Annotated in this window: 12 protein-coding genes and 1 pseudogene; 3 read left to right on the forward strand and 10 right to left on the reverse strand. The window is 70.3% G+C overall.

Annotation, left to right across the window (positions count from 1 at the left end; genetic code table 11):
- Positions 1-310 precede the first annotated feature (310 nt).
- On the forward strand, positions 311-1,219 hold the full coding sequence (locus tag EV562_RS00150) for a LysR family transcriptional regulator (protein ID WP_133884553.1): 909 nt from the start codon (positions 311-313) through the stop codon (positions 1,217-1,219).
- Between the two features lie 311 nt (positions 1,220-1,530).
- On the opposite strand, the gene EV562_RS00155 is transcribed toward EV562_RS00150, so the two are convergent.
- The 10 genes and pseudogenes from EV562_RS00155 to EV562_RS00200 all read right to left on the reverse strand — a co-directional run.
- Positions 1,531-2,658 carry an LLM class flavin-dependent oxidoreductase gene (locus tag EV562_RS00155; RefSeq protein WP_133884554.1) on the reverse strand — a complete coding sequence of 376 codons (1,128 nt, stop codon included), beginning with the start codon at positions 2,656-2,658 and terminating at the stop codon, positions 1,531-1,533.
- Entirely contained in the window at positions 2,651-3,736 is a 1,086-nt protein-coding gene (locus tag EV562_RS00160) for an LLM class flavin-dependent oxidoreductase (protein ID WP_133884555.1), read from the reverse strand. Before EV562_RS00160 ends, EV562_RS00155 begins: the two co-directional genes overlap by 8 nt.
- A complete protein-coding gene (locus EV562_RS00165) occupies positions 3,733-5,139 on the reverse strand; it encodes an NtaA/DmoA family FMN-dependent monooxygenase (RefSeq protein ID WP_133884556.1) in 1,407 nt (468 codons plus the stop codon). Before EV562_RS00165 ends, EV562_RS00160 begins: the two co-directional genes overlap by 4 nt.
- 21 nt (positions 5,140-5,160) lie before the next feature.
- Positions 5,161-6,408: an LLM class flavin-dependent oxidoreductase gene (locus EV562_RS00170; RefSeq protein WP_133884557.1), complete on the reverse strand. Its 1,248-nt coding sequence runs from the start codon at positions 6,406-6,408 to the stop codon at positions 5,161-5,163.
- A 411-nt stretch (positions 6,409-6,819) separates the two neighbouring features.
- Positions 6,820-7,803 (reverse strand): ABC transporter substrate-binding protein, encoded by a 984-nt coding sequence (locus EV562_RS00175; RefSeq protein ID WP_133884558.1) that lies wholly within the window; start codon positions 7,801-7,803, stop codon positions 6,820-6,822.
- A gap of 39 nt (positions 7,804-7,842) precedes the next feature.
- Positions 7,843-8,649 (reverse strand): amino acid ABC transporter ATP-binding protein, encoded by an 807-nt coding sequence (locus tag EV562_RS00180; RefSeq protein ID WP_279588465.1) that lies wholly within the window; start codon positions 8,647-8,649, stop codon positions 7,843-7,845.
- Positions 8,646-9,677, reverse strand: coding sequence for an amino acid ABC transporter permease (locus EV562_RS00185; protein WP_133885324.1), 1,032 nt, complete (start codon positions 9,675-9,677; stop codon positions 8,646-8,648). The genes EV562_RS00180 and EV562_RS00185 overlap by 4 nt, the downstream gene beginning before the upstream one ends.
- Before the next feature lie 31 nt (positions 9,678-9,708).
- Positions 9,709-10,665: an ABC transporter substrate-binding protein gene (locus tag EV562_RS00190; RefSeq protein ID WP_133884559.1), complete on the reverse strand. Its 957-nt coding sequence runs from the start codon at positions 10,663-10,665 to the stop codon at positions 9,709-9,711.
- Positions 10,662-11,216 (reverse strand): GNAT family N-acetyltransferase, encoded by a 555-nt coding sequence (locus EV562_RS00195; protein WP_133884560.1) that lies wholly within the window; start codon positions 11,214-11,216, stop codon positions 10,662-10,664. The genes EV562_RS00190 and EV562_RS00195 overlap by 4 nt, the downstream gene beginning before the upstream one ends.
- A gap of 29 nt (positions 11,217-11,245) precedes the next feature.
- Positions 11,246-11,719, reverse strand: a pseudogene (locus EV562_RS00200) (hypothetical protein); the annotation flags it as partial.
- A gap of 595 nt (positions 11,720-12,314) precedes the next feature.
- On the opposite strand from EV562_RS00200, the gene EV562_RS00205 reads away from it, so the two are divergent.
- Together EV562_RS00205 and EV562_RS00210 are read left to right on the forward strand one after the other, a co-directional pair.
- Entirely contained in the window at positions 12,315-13,322 is a 1,008-nt protein-coding gene (locus EV562_RS00205) for an amino acid ABC transporter permease (RefSeq protein ID WP_133884561.1), read from the forward strand.
- Positions 13,319-15,295, forward strand: coding sequence for an FAD/NAD(P)-binding protein (locus EV562_RS00210; RefSeq protein ID WP_133884562.1), 1,977 nt, complete (start codon positions 13,319-13,321; stop codon positions 15,293-15,295). Before EV562_RS00205 ends, EV562_RS00210 begins: the two co-directional genes overlap by 4 nt.
- The last annotated feature ends 295 nt before the right edge of the window (positions 15,296-15,590 follow it).

The raw sequence follows: 15,590 nt of genomic DNA on the forward strand, positions 1-15,590 counted from the left end.
GGCAGGGCCGAAATCACTGCGGACAAGGGCTTGCAGTGGGATTCAAGAAGAAGGATCAGAAGGATCAGCGCGAGTGTGAGGGTTTCCCTCGGATGCGCTCAGACCCGACAGCGGGAGCTGCAGACACGCGCAAGGTCGACGTGGCGTCGCCGCGTGAGGTCCTGTCGCTTCATGTCATCGATCAAAGCAGCGGGGAGTCGGGCCGGTCAAGAATGCCCGGAGCTGATTCCGGATGCTGAGAGCAGGAATTCACGAGGTTGTGACAGGGGTTCCCTTGAACCGGTCGGCGGTGATGGGCAGCCTCGCTGTCGTGCGTATCGAACAGCTCGAATACCTCGCGGCCGTCACCCGGTCGGGTTCACTGCGGCGGGCCGCGGAGGAACTGCACCTGTCCCAGCCGGCGCTCAGCGAGACCGTGCGCAATCTGGAGCGCGAACTGGGCGTGGACCTGCTGGAGCGCAAGCGGTCCGGGGCGAAGGTCAGCGACGAGGGCCGGGAGCTGCTGCCGCACATCATGGGTGTACTGGACGCGGTCGACCGGCTGCGCAGCGCGGCCGGTGACCAGCACCGCATCAGCCGTATGGTCCGGCTCGGCACGGTCAACACGGCCACCGTCCCCCTGGTCATCCCGACCGTGCGGGAGTTCCGGGCCGCGCACCCGCGCACCCAGGTCGAGCTGGTCGGCGCGCAGCAGTCCGAGATCCATCGCGGGCTCCTGGAGGGTGCTTTCGATCTGGGGCTGGTGAACTACCTCGAGGGCGACGACCTGCCGCCCGGCTTCGAGACCACCGAGCTGCTGCGCGGCCGGCCGGTGGTGTGCGTGCGCCCGGACAGTGCGTTGGCCGCCCTCAAGACGGTGGACGCGGACAGCCTGCTGGCCGAGCCGCTGGTCGTGATGCGGTCCGGCTACGTCATGCACCGCTTCCTGCACCGGCTGCTCGACGGCCGTACGCCGTCCTTCTCGTACTCCACGGACGGCGCCGAGATGGGCAAGCTGATGGTCGCCGAGGGTCTGGGGGCGACGGTGCTGCCCGACTTCAGCGTCATCGGCGACCCGCTGGAGCGGCGGGGAACGATCACGGTACGGCCGCTCGCGCACGACGCGACCGAAGTGCTGCTGGTCCTGCAGAGCCGCCCTTCCGGCCGGGTCCCCCGGGCCGTCCGCGACCTGCACCGGCTGTTCGTGCGCAACGCCCGTGGCTGCACGGCCCCTTCGTGAAGGGGCCCGATCAGATCTTGGGTCACGAGGTGCCGCACCACCGCATCAGCCGGCCGGCCCCGGGTGCGGGACATGGCGGCCTCCGGCCGGCTGCGGCCGTCCGTGTCCATGCGCAGGGCCCGTGCCATGCCGCGTCTCTGTAGGCACTGACGTCGGCCCGTGCGACAGATCCGGCGCCCGGCCAGGACTCGGCGCCCCACACATGGCCCTTCCCTGTCAGGAGTGGCAAGGAGTGCGTTGTCCCCTCTCATGCCGGGGCTGAGGGAGGAGTACGAGCCCGGCGGCGGCTTTTCGCGTGCCGGGGCTCCCGCTCACCTCCGGCTCCACTCCTGCGCGAGCAGCTCGTACGACCTCACCCGGGCAGCGTGGTCATGGGTCATTGTCGTGATGGACAACTCGTCCGCTCCCGTGGCCTCTTGGAGCTGCACCAGACGGTCGGCCACCTGTCCCGGTGAGCCGACGAACTGCGTGTCCACGCGGTCCCGCACCAGCTCCCGGTCCTCGTCACTCCACTCGAAGGCCCGGGCCTGCTCCGGCGTCGGGTACGCGATGGCGCCCTCGGCGGTGCGGATGCTGCGGACCCAAGCCGCGTAGCCGGTGGCGAGCTCGCGGGCTGCCTCCTCGTCCTCCGCCACGACCACGTCGGCCGAGACGCTGACGTACGGCTTGTCGAGGAAGTCGGAGGGCTGGAAGAACGCCCGGTAGCCGTCCACGGCCTCCAGCACGGTGGCGGGACTGACGTGGTAGTTCGCGGCGAACCGCAGCCCCCGCGCGCCCGCGGCCTCGGCGCTCCGGCCGCCGCTGCTGCCCAGGATCCATACCTCGACGTCGGCACCCTCGCCCGGCACGGCGTGCGCCTCGACGCCCTCCGGGGACCGGTAGGTGCCGCCCAGCAGGGCGAGGATGTCGTCGATCTGCTCGGCGTAGTCCTGTGACTCGGCGCCGGGCAGCAGGAGCAGCTTGCGCTGCAAGGCGATGCGGGGTGAGCCGAGGAGACGCTCGAAGGAGAAGCGGGGCGGGATCAGGAGGCCGTTCGGGGCCCGGCCGGCCACGACGGGGGTAGCGGTCGCAGGGGCCGGGGTGGGCTGTCCCGGCGGGCGGCCGCCCGAGCGGCCCAGGCCGAGGTCGAGGCGGCCGGGATGCAGGGCGTCGATCAGACCGAACTCCTCGACCGTGCTGAGCGCGGTGCGGTGGCCGAGCTGTACGGCGCCGGCGCCGAGCCGGATCGTGGAGGTGGCGGAGGCGGTCAACGCCAGGACGACCGCGGGGGACGTGCCCGCGACGCCCGGGTTGAGGTGGTGCTCGGCGAACCAGTACCGGGCGTACCCGAAGCGTTCGGCGTGCTGTGCCAGGTCGATGGAGTTGTGCAGGGCATCGGCGGCCGTAGAGCCGGACGGTATCGGCACCAGGTCGAGGACGCCGAGGGGGATGTCAGGCACGGGCGGGTTCCTCCTCGGTGACGGGCAGGACCGGTCCCCAGGCGAAGGGCGGGTCCGGGATGTCGCGGCGCAGTACCGGGGCGACGTCCGACTGGAAGAGCTGGAGCGAGGAGCGGTGCTGGGCATCCGTCAACCCGGCCGCGTCCGCGTGCAGATGGAGCACCGTGTGCCCGAACTGCTCGTGGTAGCGGTGCACCTTGTCGATGATCTGCTGCGGGCTGCCGATCAGGGCGGAGCTGCGCTCGACGAAGTCCTCCACGGTCTCGAAGACCACCGGCAGACCGAGCCGCCTCTGGAACGCCAGCGTCGACTCGAAGATCGGCCGGTACACGTTGACCGCTTCCTGGGAGGTGCGGCTCACGAGGAGGCCGGCCGTGCCGGCGCCGACCGCGAGCTTCGCCGGGTCGTGGCCGTGGAACTCCCAGCGCTCGCGGTAGTACCTGATCAACTCGGCGTACGGCTCGACGGGGTTGGTGACGTTCGCCGAGAAGAGAGGATCGCCGTAGCGGGCGGCAAGATCCACCGACTCCTTGCTGGTGGCGCTGCCGTGCCAGACCCGGACGGGTCGCTGGTAGGGCCTCGGCCACACCTCGGCGTCCGTCAGCGGAGGGCGGAAGCGGGTCGCCGCGGTCACCTTGTCCTGCCGCCAGATCTGCCGGAACACCCCGTAGCTCTCGGCGTTGCGGTCCCACTGGTCCTCGGGTGTGACGTGGAACAGCTCGCGCTGGGCGGCGCCGTTGCCCTTGCCGATGATCAGCTCCAGTCGGCCCTCTGAGAGGTGGTCGAGGGTGGCGTAGTCCTCGTAGGCGCGCACCGGGTCCAGGAGGCTGAGTGTGGTCACCGCGGTGAACAGCCGGATGCGTCGGGTCAGTGCCGCGATGTGGCTGAGGACGACGGTCGGCGAGGAGGAGAGGAAGGGCCGCTCGTGCCGCTCCCCCACGCCGAAGCCGTCGAAGCCGAGCTCCTCGGCGAGCAGGGCGTTGCCGAGAACCTCGCGAAAGCGGTCATGGGTCGTCTTTCGCACGCCGGTGATCGGATCCGGCCGGTGCACGATCAGGGTGATGGCGAGGAACTTCACGACGCTGCCCGTGCGTCGCGGACGTCGATGGGGATCCCCCCGCTCGAGCGAGGCCGGGAGTCAGGGAGGGCCAGGCCGAGGTGGTCGCGCAGGGTCGGGCCCTCGTACTCCTTCCGGAACACGCCCTGTTCCTGCAGGAGGGGGACGACCTTGTCGGCGAACTCGTCGAGGCCGGTCGGCGTGATGTGAGGAACGAGGATGAAGCCGTCGCTCGCGTCGGCCTGGACGAACTCGTTGATGGTGCGGGCGATCGTCTCGGCCGAACCGATGAAGTTCTGCCGGTTGCCCGTCTCGATGACCAGGTCCCGGATCGACCAGTTGTTCGCGGCGGCGAGCTCGCGCCATTCGCGGGCGGTGGCCAGCGGGTCGCGGTACATGCGGACCTGGGCGCGGCCCTTCGAGATGTGGTCGTCTCCGACGTCGGGGTCGATGTCGGGGAGCGGCCCGTCCGGGTCGTAGGAGGAGAGGTCCCGGTTCCAGACGAACTCCAGGTGCTTGAGGGCGGTGGCGCCGCTGACCTGCTGCCTGCGCACCAGCTTGGCCAGCTCCTGCGCCTCGGCGTCGGTGTCGGCGAGGGTGAAGGTGGCCGCGGGCAGGATCAGCAGCTGGTCGGGGCGGCGGCCGTATGCGGCGAGGCGCTTCTTGACGTCGGCGTAGAAGGCCTGGCCCGCTTCGAGGGTGGCGTGCCGGCTGAAGATCGCGTCGGCTTCGGAGGCGGCGAACTCGCGGCCTTCTTCGGAGTCGCCGGCCTGGAAGATGACCGGGCGGCCCTGCGGAGAGCGCGGAACGTTGAACTGCCCGTGGATGTCGAAGTGTTGTCCGGTGTGGACGAAGGCTCCGGCCTTGGCGTCCCGCAGGAAGGTGCCGGTGGTCCGGTCGGCGAGGATCTCGTCGCCGTGCCAGGAGTCGAAGAGTTCGTTCGCCGTGGCGAGGAACTCCTTGGCGCGGGAGTAGCGCTCCTCCCGCGGCAGGAAGCCTCCACGGCGGAAGTTCTCGCCGGTGAAGGCGTCCCAGGAGGTGACGACGTTCCAGGCGGAGCGGCCGCCGGAGAGGTGGTCGAGGCTGGCGAACTGGCGGGCGACCTCGTAGGGCTCGTTGAAGGTGGAGTTGATGGTGCCGGTCAGGCCCAGGTGCTCGGTGACGGCGGCGAGCGCGGCGAGCACGGTGAAGGTGTCGGGGCGGCCGACGACGTCCAGGTCATAGATCTTTCCGCCCTGTTCGCGGAGCCTGAGCCCCTCGGCGAGGAACAGGAAGTCGAACTTGGCGCGTTCGGCGGTCTGCGCGAAGTGGACGAAGGAACTGAACTCGATGTGGCTCCCGGCGCCGGGGTCGCTCCACACGGTGGTGTTGTTCACGCCGGGGAAGTGGGCGGCCAGGTGGATCTGCTTCAGCGGCTTGCTCATGGTAGTGGTCGTCCCTCCGGCTCAGGCGGTTGCGATGGGGGTCCCCACGGGCTCGAGCGCAGTCGAGAGTCGGGGGGAGTAACGGTTAGCGGGGCGGTCCAGGCCCAGCAGGCCGCGCAGGGTGCCGGCCTCGTAGGCGCGGCGGAAGGCTCCCCGGCGCTGGAGTTCGGGGACCAGGCCACGGGTGATGGCCGGGATGTCGTGGCCTGAGACGGCGGGGCGAAGCCGGAAACCGGTCAGCCCGGCGCTGTGCAACTCCTGGAGCAGATCGGCGAGTTCGGAGGGAGTACCGGTGAATATGTGGGCGTCGCTCGTGTACGGCTGTCCCGAGAGCGCGTCGAGCCGCTCTCGGCGTGCCCGCGCGGCGGACGGGTTGTCGTCGAGGAAGACCACCAGGTCGCCGAAGACATGGAGGGGTTCGGCGGCTCGCCCCGCCGCGTCCTGCTCGGCACGGATCCGGGCGACGATCGCGCGGGCCTCGTCGGCGCCGTGCGGGGTGACGTAGCCGATGTCTGCGGCGCGGGCCACGAGCCGGTAGGGGACGGTGTCGTGGGCGAGGGCGCTGACGATCGGCTGACCCTGGGGTGGGCGGGGTGTGATGGAGGGCCCCCTGACGCTGAAGTGCCGGCCCTCGAAGTCGATGTAGTGCAGCTTGTCCCGGTCGATGAAGCGGCCGGTGGCGGCGTCGCGGATCTCGGCGTCGTCCTCCCAGCTGTCCCAGAGGCGGCGCACCGCCTCCACGTAGTCGGCGGCTTCGTCGAAGAGGTCGGCGACCAACTCCCGGGTGTCCGGGTGGTCGTAGGCCTTGATGCGCGGGAGGGTGCGGCGGCCGAAGTGCGCGGCCTCGTTCGGGCGGGCGGTGATCTGCACACGCACGCCGGCGCGGCCGGTGCTGACGTAGTCGAGGGTGGCGATGGCCTTGGAGATGTGGAACGGCTCGGTGTGGGTGGCCACCGCCGTCGGCACCAGGCCGATGTGCCGGGTCAGCGGTGCCACACGGGAGGCGATGAGGACGGCGTCCAGGCGGCCGCGGACCTGGTCGGTGCGCTCGTCCGGGTCCCGGAAGTGGGAGGACTGCGGGCCGAGGCCGTCCTCGATGGTGACGAAGTCGAGCAGACCGCGCTCGGCCTCGGTGACCAGGTCGGCCCAGTACGCGGCGGTGAACAGGTCCCGGGGGCGGGCCACCGGCTCGCGCCAGGAGGCGGGATGCCAGCCGGTGCCGTCCAGGGCGACGGCAAGGTGCAGGGAAGAGGGAGGTGTCGAGGACACGAGTGGGTGCCTTCCTGGAAGTCCGTGACGAGAGCGCCGGCCTCACACAGGAGGAGGCGACGGCGGTGAGAGAACGGGTCAGGACCGGTGGTGTTGTTGGCGCCGAGGAGTGAGCGGCGAGGTGAACTCGCCTAACGAGTACGGGTGTTGCAGTGTCTGTCGTGGTGTGCGCCATCGGGCCGGCTGGGCTGTGTGCGGGTGGTGGTCACCCTGGGCACCAGGCCGACCCCGTCAGGGTGCCCTGCTCGGCGTGGCCGATCAGGTCCGTCCAGTGGGCGGCGGGCGGCTCGGTGGGGCGGTTGCCGGTCCCGTCGACTGCGAGGGAGAGGGTGGAGTGAGCGGGGCATGGCCTCGTGTCCTGTACGAAGGCGGAGTGGGCAGGCGTCGCACGGCCTGCGCACCCCGGGTGGGCTACTTGTCGGTCTTGGGCAGGCCGGGCGGGTTGATCTCGGACTTGGTCACGGCCTCGTCGGACAGGCCCCAGCGCTCGAGCACCTTCGCGTAGGTGCCGTTGTCGATGACGTGGTCGAGGGCGTCGGCGACTGGCTCGACCAGACCGCTGTCCTTCTTGGTGGTGGCCGCGATGAGGCCCTGGAGGGTGGAGCCGGCGCCGGAGTAGGTGCCGACTACCTCGGTCTTGCCGGTGGTGGCCGCGTGGTAGGCGGCGGTGGGGTTGGGGCCGAGGTAGAGGTCGATGCGGCCGGACTGGAGGGCGAGGTAGGTGTCGCTGTCGTTCTGGTAGTACTTGATGTTCACCGGCTTCCGGCCGGCCTTCTCGTTCTCCTTGCTCCACTCGATGAGCAGCTTCTCCTGGTTGGTGCCGCTGCCCACGGCGACCGTCTTGCCGGCCACGTCCTTCGGCCCGGTGGCCTTAAGGGCGCTGCCCTTCTTCGCCTCGAAGCCCAGGTTGTCCTCGCGGTAGGTGGCGAAGTCGTACTTCTCCTTGCGCTCCTCGGTGACGGTGATGTTGCTGAACCCGATGTCGTACTTGGCGCTGTCGAGGCCGACGAAGATGTTCTCCCAGGAGACCGTGTTGACGTGCAGCTTGAGGCCGAGCACGTCGGCGACCAGGGAGGCGATGTCGGGCTCGACGCCGATGACGGTCTTGTTGTCCGTGGCGAAGAAGGTCAGCGGCGCGGCGGAGCCGGACGAGTCGACGATCTCCAGGGTGCCTCTCTTGCGGATGCTCTCCGGGACCTCGGCGGCTATGGAGTCGACCTTGTCGGTGGTGACGCGATTCTGGTCGGGACTGATGTTGATCTTCGTCTTGCTGCCCGACGCGGCCGCGACCTCGGTCGTGCCGCCGCCGTCGGGGTTGCTGCACGCGGCGAGGACGAGAGCGGTGGCGAGTCCGAGCGCGGCTGCGGCGGTGCGGCGGGTGATCGAGGTGGGCATGGTCGTGCTCCTTACTTGCGGAGAAGGGGTGAGGGCCGGTCAGAGGACCTTGGAGAGGAAGGCGCGGGTGCGCTCGTGCTGCGGGTTGTCCAGGACGGCCGCGGGCGGGCCGTGCTCCACTACGACTCCGCCGTCCATGAACACCACGGTGTCGGCGACCTCGCGGGCGAAGCCGATCTCGTGGGTCACGACGATCATGGTGGTTCCGGTGCGGGCCAGGTCCTTGATGACGTCCAGGACTTCGCCGACCAGTTCGGGGTCGAGCGCCGAGGTGGGTTCGTCGAAGAGCAGCACCTTGGGTTCGAGGGCGAGCGCGCGGGCGATGGCAACGCGCTGCTGCTGGCCGCCGGAGAGCTGCCGGGGGTACGCGTCGGCTTTGTCGGCGAGGCCCACCCGGTCGAGGAGCCGGCGGGCCGTCTCCTGCGCTGCCTTGCGCGGGCGGCGCAGTGCGGACACGGGAGCCTCGATCAGGTTCTCCAGCACGGTCAGATGGGAGAAGAGGTTGAAGTTCTGGAAGACGAACCCGATGTGGGTGCGCTGCTTCAGAACGTCCTTCTCCTTCAGCTCGTGCAGCCTGTCGCCGGAGCGGCGGTAGCCGATGAGTTCGCCGTCGATGCTGATCCAGCCGCGGTTGACCTTCTCCAGGTGGTTGATGGTCCGCAGCAGCGTGGACTTGCCCGAGCCGGACGGGCCGAGGACCACGGTGACCTCGCCGGCCCGGACCTGGAGGTCGACGCCACGCAGCACTTCCAGCGGGCCGAAGCTCTTGTGGACGCCGTGGACGTCCACCATCACGGTGTCGACCGTCGGCGTCGCGTCCTTGACGGCCACCGTCACGTCGCTCATCGGCTGTCTCCCAAAATTTCAGAGGTCTTCAGGGGTACGACGGGCTGGTTGCGCTGGGCGGCGGCCACGCGCAGGGTGCGGACGAAGCGGCGTGCACGCTGGAGCGGGGTGGGCGGCGGGGTGCGGTTGGCACCCCGGGCGTAGTGGCGCTCCACGTAGTACTGGGCGACCGACAGCAGGGAGGTGAGGACGACGTACCAGGCGGTGGCGACCAGCAGCAGCGGGATCACCCGGCCGTTGCGGCCGTAGATCACCTGCACCTGGTAGAACAGCTCGCCGATGGACATCACGTAGACCACCGAGGTGCCCTTGAGCAGGCCGATGATCTCGTTGCCGGCCGTGGGCAGGATGGCGCGCATGGCCTGCGGCAGCACGATCCGGCGGATCTGCCGCAGCCGGGGAATGCCCAGCGCGGCGGCCGCCTCCAGCTGCCCGTGGTCGACGGCGATGACACCGCCGCGCACGATCTCGGCGGCATAGGCGGCCTGGTGCAGCGTCAGTCCGATGACAGCCGCGCCCATGGTGCCGATGATGCTGTTGCTGTCGACCGACCAGAACACCGGGCCGAAGGGGATGCCGAGGCCCAACTCCTCGTACAGCGCGCTCAGGTTGAACCAGAACACCAGCTGGACGATCATCGGTATGGACCGGAAGATCCAGATGTAGGTCCAGGCGACGGTCTGGAGCACCGGGCTGCGTGACAGCCGCATGAAAGCCAGGACGGTGCCCAGGAGGAAGCCCAGGACGGTGGCGTACGCGGTGAGTTGAAGGGTCACCCACACCGCCTGCACGATCGTCTCGGACAGCACGTAGTCGCTGAAGACACCCCACTCCCAGACCGGGTTGCTGGCCAGACCGTGCACGAACTGGGCGACCAGCACGATCACGGCGACGGCCGCCGCCCAGCGGGCGAAGTGGCGGGCGGGTACGACCTTGAGGGACGCCGGATCGTCCGGGGTGGGCGGGGCTCCGGGGCCGGTGCCCGGGGTGGCCGCGCCGGGCGGCGCGGTGTCGGTGGTGGATGGCAGCGTGGACATCGTGATCGTTTCTGCTCGACTCTCAGGCGTGCTCGGGCGGGTTGATCCGCGACGTGTCGATCGCGGAGGCAGAGGTGCCCCACTTCTTGAGGATCCGGGCGTACGTGCCGTCCTTGATCAGCTCGTTGACGGCGGCCTGGAAGGCCTTGGTGAGCGGGGAGCCCTTCTTGAAGGCGAAGCCGACGTCGAGGCGGTGGAACTCGCCGAGGAAGGTGGTCTGGGAGGCGGGCTGGGCCGCCTGGTAGCGCAGGCCGTTGATGGTCGACATGATCACGTCGGTTCGGCCCTGCTGGAGTGCGGTGAGGGTCGCGCCGTTCTCGGCGTAGACCTTCACGTCGTAGGGCTTCTTGCCCGCCTTCGCGCACACGCCCTTCTGCGCGGTGAGGGTCGCTTCGAAGGTGGTGCCGGCACCGGTGCCGATGGTCAGCCCGCACAGCTGGGTGAGGTCGGTGACCTTCTTGCCGACGGCGGTGTTGCCCGTCTTCACCGCGAAGCCCTGGCCGTCGTTGATGTAGGTGACGAAGTCGATGGTCTTGAGGCGTTCGGTGGTGACGCCGAAGTTGCCGGTCCCGACGTCGTACTTGCCGCTGCCCAGGGCGGGCAGGATCGTCTCGAAGGAGGCGTCCTGCCGCTCCAGCTTCGCGCCGAGGACCTTGGCCACCGCGTCGGCGATGTCGATGTCCTGGCCGGCGGGTGGCTTGTCCTGCCCGTTCGGGTAGTACGCCCCGGGCGGGAACCCGACCGAGCTGCCGACCCGCAGCGCGCCGGCTTCACGGACCTCGGCGGGCAGCAGGGCCGCGACGGAATCCACCTTGTGTACGGCGGCGACCGGGTCGTCGGTCGCCGCGGAGGATGCCTGAGCGCCCGCCGGTGTGCTGCCGGAGGTGTCGCCGGAGCCACACGCGGTCAGCGCCAGTACGGGCAGCAGCGCGACGGTCGCGGCGATGCGCAGGCGGGTTCTGATCGGGCGAAGATTCACAGGTCGGCTGCCTTTCCCGTGCGTGTTGAGCGTGCTGTGCGTGCTGCGGCCGGCAGATGCTTCTCGAAGGGCAGCGGGCCGATGGTTTCCGGGTCGGCCTGGGTGTCGAACAGCGGGGTGTACCCGGTGGCCAGGTACAGGCCGCGGGCCTCGGGCTGGCGTGGCCCGGTGGTCAGGTAGATCCGCCGGTAGCCACGTGTGCCCGCTTCGCGTTCCAGCTCGGCGAGGACACGGCGGGCGAGGCCACGTCGTCGGTGGGCGGAGTGGGTCCAGATCCGTTTCAGTTCGGCGGTCGTCGCGTCGTACCGCCGGAAGGCGCCGCCTGCGACGGGCTCGCCGCGCTCCAGCAGCAGGAGCAGCAGGCCGCCGAACGGTTCGGTGAACTCCTCGTCGGGGTAGCGGGAGATCTCGGCGTGGGCGTCCTTGCCGTAGCGCGCGGAGTACTCGTGGCCGAGTTCGCGCAGCAGGGGTCTCACACGTGGATCGGAGACGGGGACATGAAGCACTGTCACATCCACTGTTGACGAGGGTGGTCGAGCTACCGAGGTCATGCGCCCACCGCCGCAGGGGTGCGCGTCCCGCGGGCAACCGTCTGCGGCGTGCCGACCAGGGCGTCGGGGTTGCCCGCGCCTCCGGTGGCGGCGGCCGTCGTCCACAGGGCGCGGTCGTAGCGCTCCCCTGCCTTCACATGCTCAATCTGCTCGGCGGTCTTCACGAGGGACCCGCCCCACAGGCGGTAGACGTCGGCCTCCGCACCGCCCGCCGCGTACGCGGCGGGCGACCAGTCCCCGAACGAGGCGCCGGGGCGGGGTTGTCGGACGGGGAAGACGTCGCTGACGATCTCCAGGCGCTCCAGCCCACTCGCGATGTACGCGGCGGCCGGGGCGGGGCCCGGCGATCCGCAGCCGTAGGCGAACAACACCCGGCCCCAGCCGTGGTCCTCGTGCGCCCGGGCGAGCCGGAGCGTGTACTCCTTGTCGAACGCGGCGCCGGAGCGCTGGGTGGTTTCGGAGCCGTAGTTGGTGGCGGCGATGCCGAGGAACTCCACTGGCACGGAGATGGCCTTTCAGGGCGCGGCGACACGCAGGCATGAGGGAATCGCCTCACGTGCGGGGATGAGCACACGGACCGTCAGGCAGACGGGCCGGTGCAGGCGTGACGACGTCGAGCGTCGGGAGAAGCGGAGCTGCGGCAGCGCGCGTGAGAAGAGAACTCGGCCCGCGACGGGGTCACCGAGGGAGGGAAGGGCCGGTCAGACGGCCCGCTGCCGAGTCAGGCGCAACACGCTGCGGACCACACCCGACCGAAGTCGATGTGATCGCGCGAGACCAAGCGCTGCTGGGCATTCATGCGACTAATTGAGCAGTACATCGTGGCGCTCGTCAAGCGCTGCCCGGATGCCGGGCCGCCTGGACCGGCGCTTCCCGGGACGCTGTTGACACAGCCATGCCGCGGGCGCATACGATCGACAACGGACCGGCCCCGCCCCGCGCGGTGGCTTCCCCGGCCGCGTTGAGGGACGCGGCGGATGTGACGACGTCGTACCCCAGCCGCACCGTACGCACGCAGCGCCTGTGCCGTTGCGCTCCCTGCGAGTGCCACTGGGTGACCGCCCACGCCTGCGATCCCCTCCCCCGGAGAGTCCCTCGATGGTCACGCCTTCCGAAGTCACGCCGGTCCCTGCGACGAAACCCCCGATACGGGCGAGTGCGCCTGGCCCCGACATGCCGCGCATCGTGCCGCGCCGGCACGGCGGCCGGTGGCTGACCGCCACCGTCGCGGTTCTGCTGTTCGCGATGGTGCTCAACTCCGTCGTCCGCAACGACGCCTTCCAATGGAGCGTGGTGGGCCGGTACTTCACCACCGCCGCAGTGCTCGACGGACTGCTGCTCTCCCTGTGGCTGACGGCCGTGGTGATGGTGCTCGGCTTCCTGCTCGGCACGGTGCTGGCGGTGATGCGGCTCTCCGCCAACCCGGTTCTCCGGACGCTGAGTTGGGGATACGTGTGGATCTTCCGGTCCACACCACTGCTGGTGCAGCTGCTGTTCTGGTTCAACATCGGCGCCCTGTATCCGACGCTGGGCCTCGGCGTCCCGTTCGGCCCGCAGTTCGTCACCGTCAAGACGGTCAATCTGCTCGGGCCCACCCTGACCGCCGTCATCGGCCTGACCCTGCACGAGACCGCCTACGCCGCCGAGGTGGTGCGCGGCGGCATACTCTCCGTGGACTCCGGGCAGACGGAGGCAGCGCAGGCACTGGGGCTGAGCAGACGCCGCACCCTGCGCCGGATCGTGGTGCCGCAGGCGATGCGCTCGATCGTGCCCACGGCCGGGAACATGCTGATCGGCACCCTGAAGGGCACCAGTATCGTCAGCGTGCTGGCCGTGCACGACCTGCTGTACTCGGTGCAGCTGATCTACAACCAGACCTACCGGGTCATCCCGCTGCTGATGGTCGCCACCCTGTGGTACATCGCGGTCACCACGGTGCTGAGCGCGGGCCAGTTCTACGTCGAGCGGTACTACGCGCGCGGGGACTCACGCGCCCTGCCGCCGACCCCGCTGCAACGGCTGCGCGGCCACCTGACCGCCGTGCGCCACCGGCTGAGCGCGACGACCGCTGCCGACGCCCGGCCGGTGATCGGCGGTGACCGGTGAGCAGCAGCCCTTCGCCGGCCGTCCTGGTCGTTGTCGGCGCGGGGCCGCGCGCCACAGGCCTGCTGGAGCGCATCGCCGCCAACGCACCGGAACTGTGGGACGGTTCACGGCAGTTGCACATTCACCTGGTGGATCCGCACCCGCCTGGCCCGGGGCGCGTCTGGCGCCATGAGCAGCCCGCGCTGCTGCGGATGAACTCCGTGGCCGAGGACGTCACCATGTTCACCGACGAGTCGTCCACCATCGACGGCCCGATACGGCCGGGCCCCTCGCTCGCCGAGTGGGCCGCCCAGTTCTCCGGCAGAGGCACACACCACGCCCCGTACGCCGAGCCCGCCGACCCGGAGGTGCTCGCCGAACTGCGCGACCTCGACGGGTCCGACTTCCCCACCCGCCGCGCCCAGAGCGCCTACCTGGACTGGGTGTTCCGCAGGGCGCTGGCCCAGCTGCCGCCCACCGTCACGGTCGAGTGGCACCCGACCACCGCGACCGCCGTCACCGGCCCCCCGGTCGGCCCGCAGCGGGTACACCTCGCCGACCGTGCCACTCCGCTCACCGCCGACCTGGTCGTCCTCGCCCAGGGACACCTCGGCTCCGCGCCCGCCGCCGAGTACCGTGACCACGCCGCCTTCGCCCGCCGGCACGGCCGCTTCCACCTCCCGCCCGCGTTCTCCGCCGACGCGGACCTGTCCGCACCGCGTCCCGGCGAACACGTCATCCTGCGCGGCTTCGGCCTGGCGTTCATCGACCTGATGACCCTGCTCACCGAGGGCCGCGGCGGCAGTTACCGCACCGACGCCGACGGTACCCTCACCTACCTACCCTCCGGCCGCGAGCCCGTCCTGCACGTCGGATCGCGGCGCGGAGTGCCGTACCACTCCAAGACCCGCTACCGTCTCCAGGGTCCCCGCCCTGCGCTGCCCCGCCACTTCGGCCCCGAAGCCGTCGACGCCCTGCTCGCCGAGGACCGTCCGCTGGAGCTGCGGCGCGACGTGTGGCCGCTGATGGCCAAGGAGATCGGCTTCGGCCACTACCACGAGCTGTTCCACGCCCACCAGGAGCGCACCGCCCTCCCCTGGCCTGACTTCGTCGCCGCCTACGACCGCCTGGACTGGTACGACGACGAGATGGCCGCACTAGTCGCCGCGGCCGTACCCGACCCGGCGGACAGGCTCGACTTCGAAGCCCTGGACCACCCGCTGGACGGTCTCGCCTTCCCCGCACCGGACGCCTTCCAGGAGCACCTGCGCGACCACATCGTCCAGGACGTCACGCGCCGCGAGAGCCCGGAGTTCAGCGCCGACCTCGGCGCGTTCCTGGCCCTGCTCTCCGCCTACGGCCAACTGCCCCGCCTCGTCGCCTCCGGTCGTCTCACCGCCCGCTCGGTCGCCGACGAACTCGACGGCTGGTGGCACGGCTTCTTCAGCTTCCTCGCCTCCGGCCCGCCCGGCTTCCGCCTGCGTCAACTCCTCGCGCTGTCCCGGGCCGGCATCGTCCACTTCCTGGGGGCGGGCATCCGCATCGCCACCGACGAGACCAGCGGCGCCTTCACCGCGACCAGCCCCACCGTCCCCGGCCACACCACCCACGCCACGGCCCTGATCGAGGCATACCTGCCGGGTCCCTCCCTGGCCCACACCGAGGACCCACTCCTGCGGGGCCTGTACCGGGAAGGCGCACTCACCGAGGAGGTCATCGCCGACCCCACCCACACCCACCGCTCCGGCCTGCTCGCCGTCTCCCCCACGGACGGCCACCTCATCGACCCGTCCCTCGACAGCCCCCACCCCCGCCGCATCGCCCTCGGCGCCCCCACCAACAGCCGGGCTGTCGCCGCCTTCGCCCGCCCCCGCACCAACGCGCCGGCCTTCCGCCAGAACGACGCGGTCGCCCGCGCCCTCCTGCGTGCCCTGAGCGCCACCGAGGCTGAGACGACAACGCCTCCGGCGGACGGCCGGCCTCTCAGAGTGTGAGATCTACCCTATGTTCCCTATGGAGTTACCAGGGAAGCTTGACTGCGTTCGACGGGGGTGCGCAGGATGACGGACATGTCCCGTACGCGGCAACGACTCGTTCGTCGTCGGCATGTCGACTTTGATCACGTCGTCAGTGCCGCCTGCTGCCGCGCGTAAGGCACGCGACTCGCACCTTCGCCTGTGCCATCCCGCAACCGCAACGGGAAACGCCGTACGGGTCGGCCGCACGGCGTTTCGCTTGAGGGAGCTGATCAGCTGAAGTCGCTCCGGTGCTGCTCGCACCACTGTCGGA

Source organism: Streptomyces sp. BK208 (genome assembly GCF_004364245.1).
Lineage (GTDB): Bacteria > Actinomycetota > Actinomycetes > Streptomycetales > Streptomycetaceae > Streptomyces.

What these genes read in the sequence shown, in the direction of transcription:
- EV562_RS00165 (WP_133884556.1), bottom strand. Translation starts at nt 5,139, where the DNA reads ATGAGCAAGCCGCTGAAGCAGATCCACCTGGCCGCCCACTTCCCCGGC.
- EV562_RS00175 (WP_133884558.1), bottom strand. Translation starts at nt 7,803, where the DNA reads ATGCCCACCTCGATCACCCGCCGCACCGCCGCAGCCGCGCTCGGACTC.
- EV562_RS00180 (WP_279588465.1), bottom strand. Translation starts at nt 8,649, where the DNA reads ATGAGCGACGTGACGGTGGCCGTCAAGGACGCGACGCCGACGGTCGAC.
- EV562_RS00195 (WP_133884560.1), bottom strand. Translation starts at nt 11,216, where the DNA reads ATGACCTCGGTAGCTCGACCACCCTCGTCAACAGTGGATGTGACAGTG.
- EV562_RS00205 (WP_133884561.1), top strand. Translation starts at nt 12,315, where the DNA reads ATGGTCACGCCTTCCGAAGTCACGCCGGTCCCTGCGACGAAACCCCCG.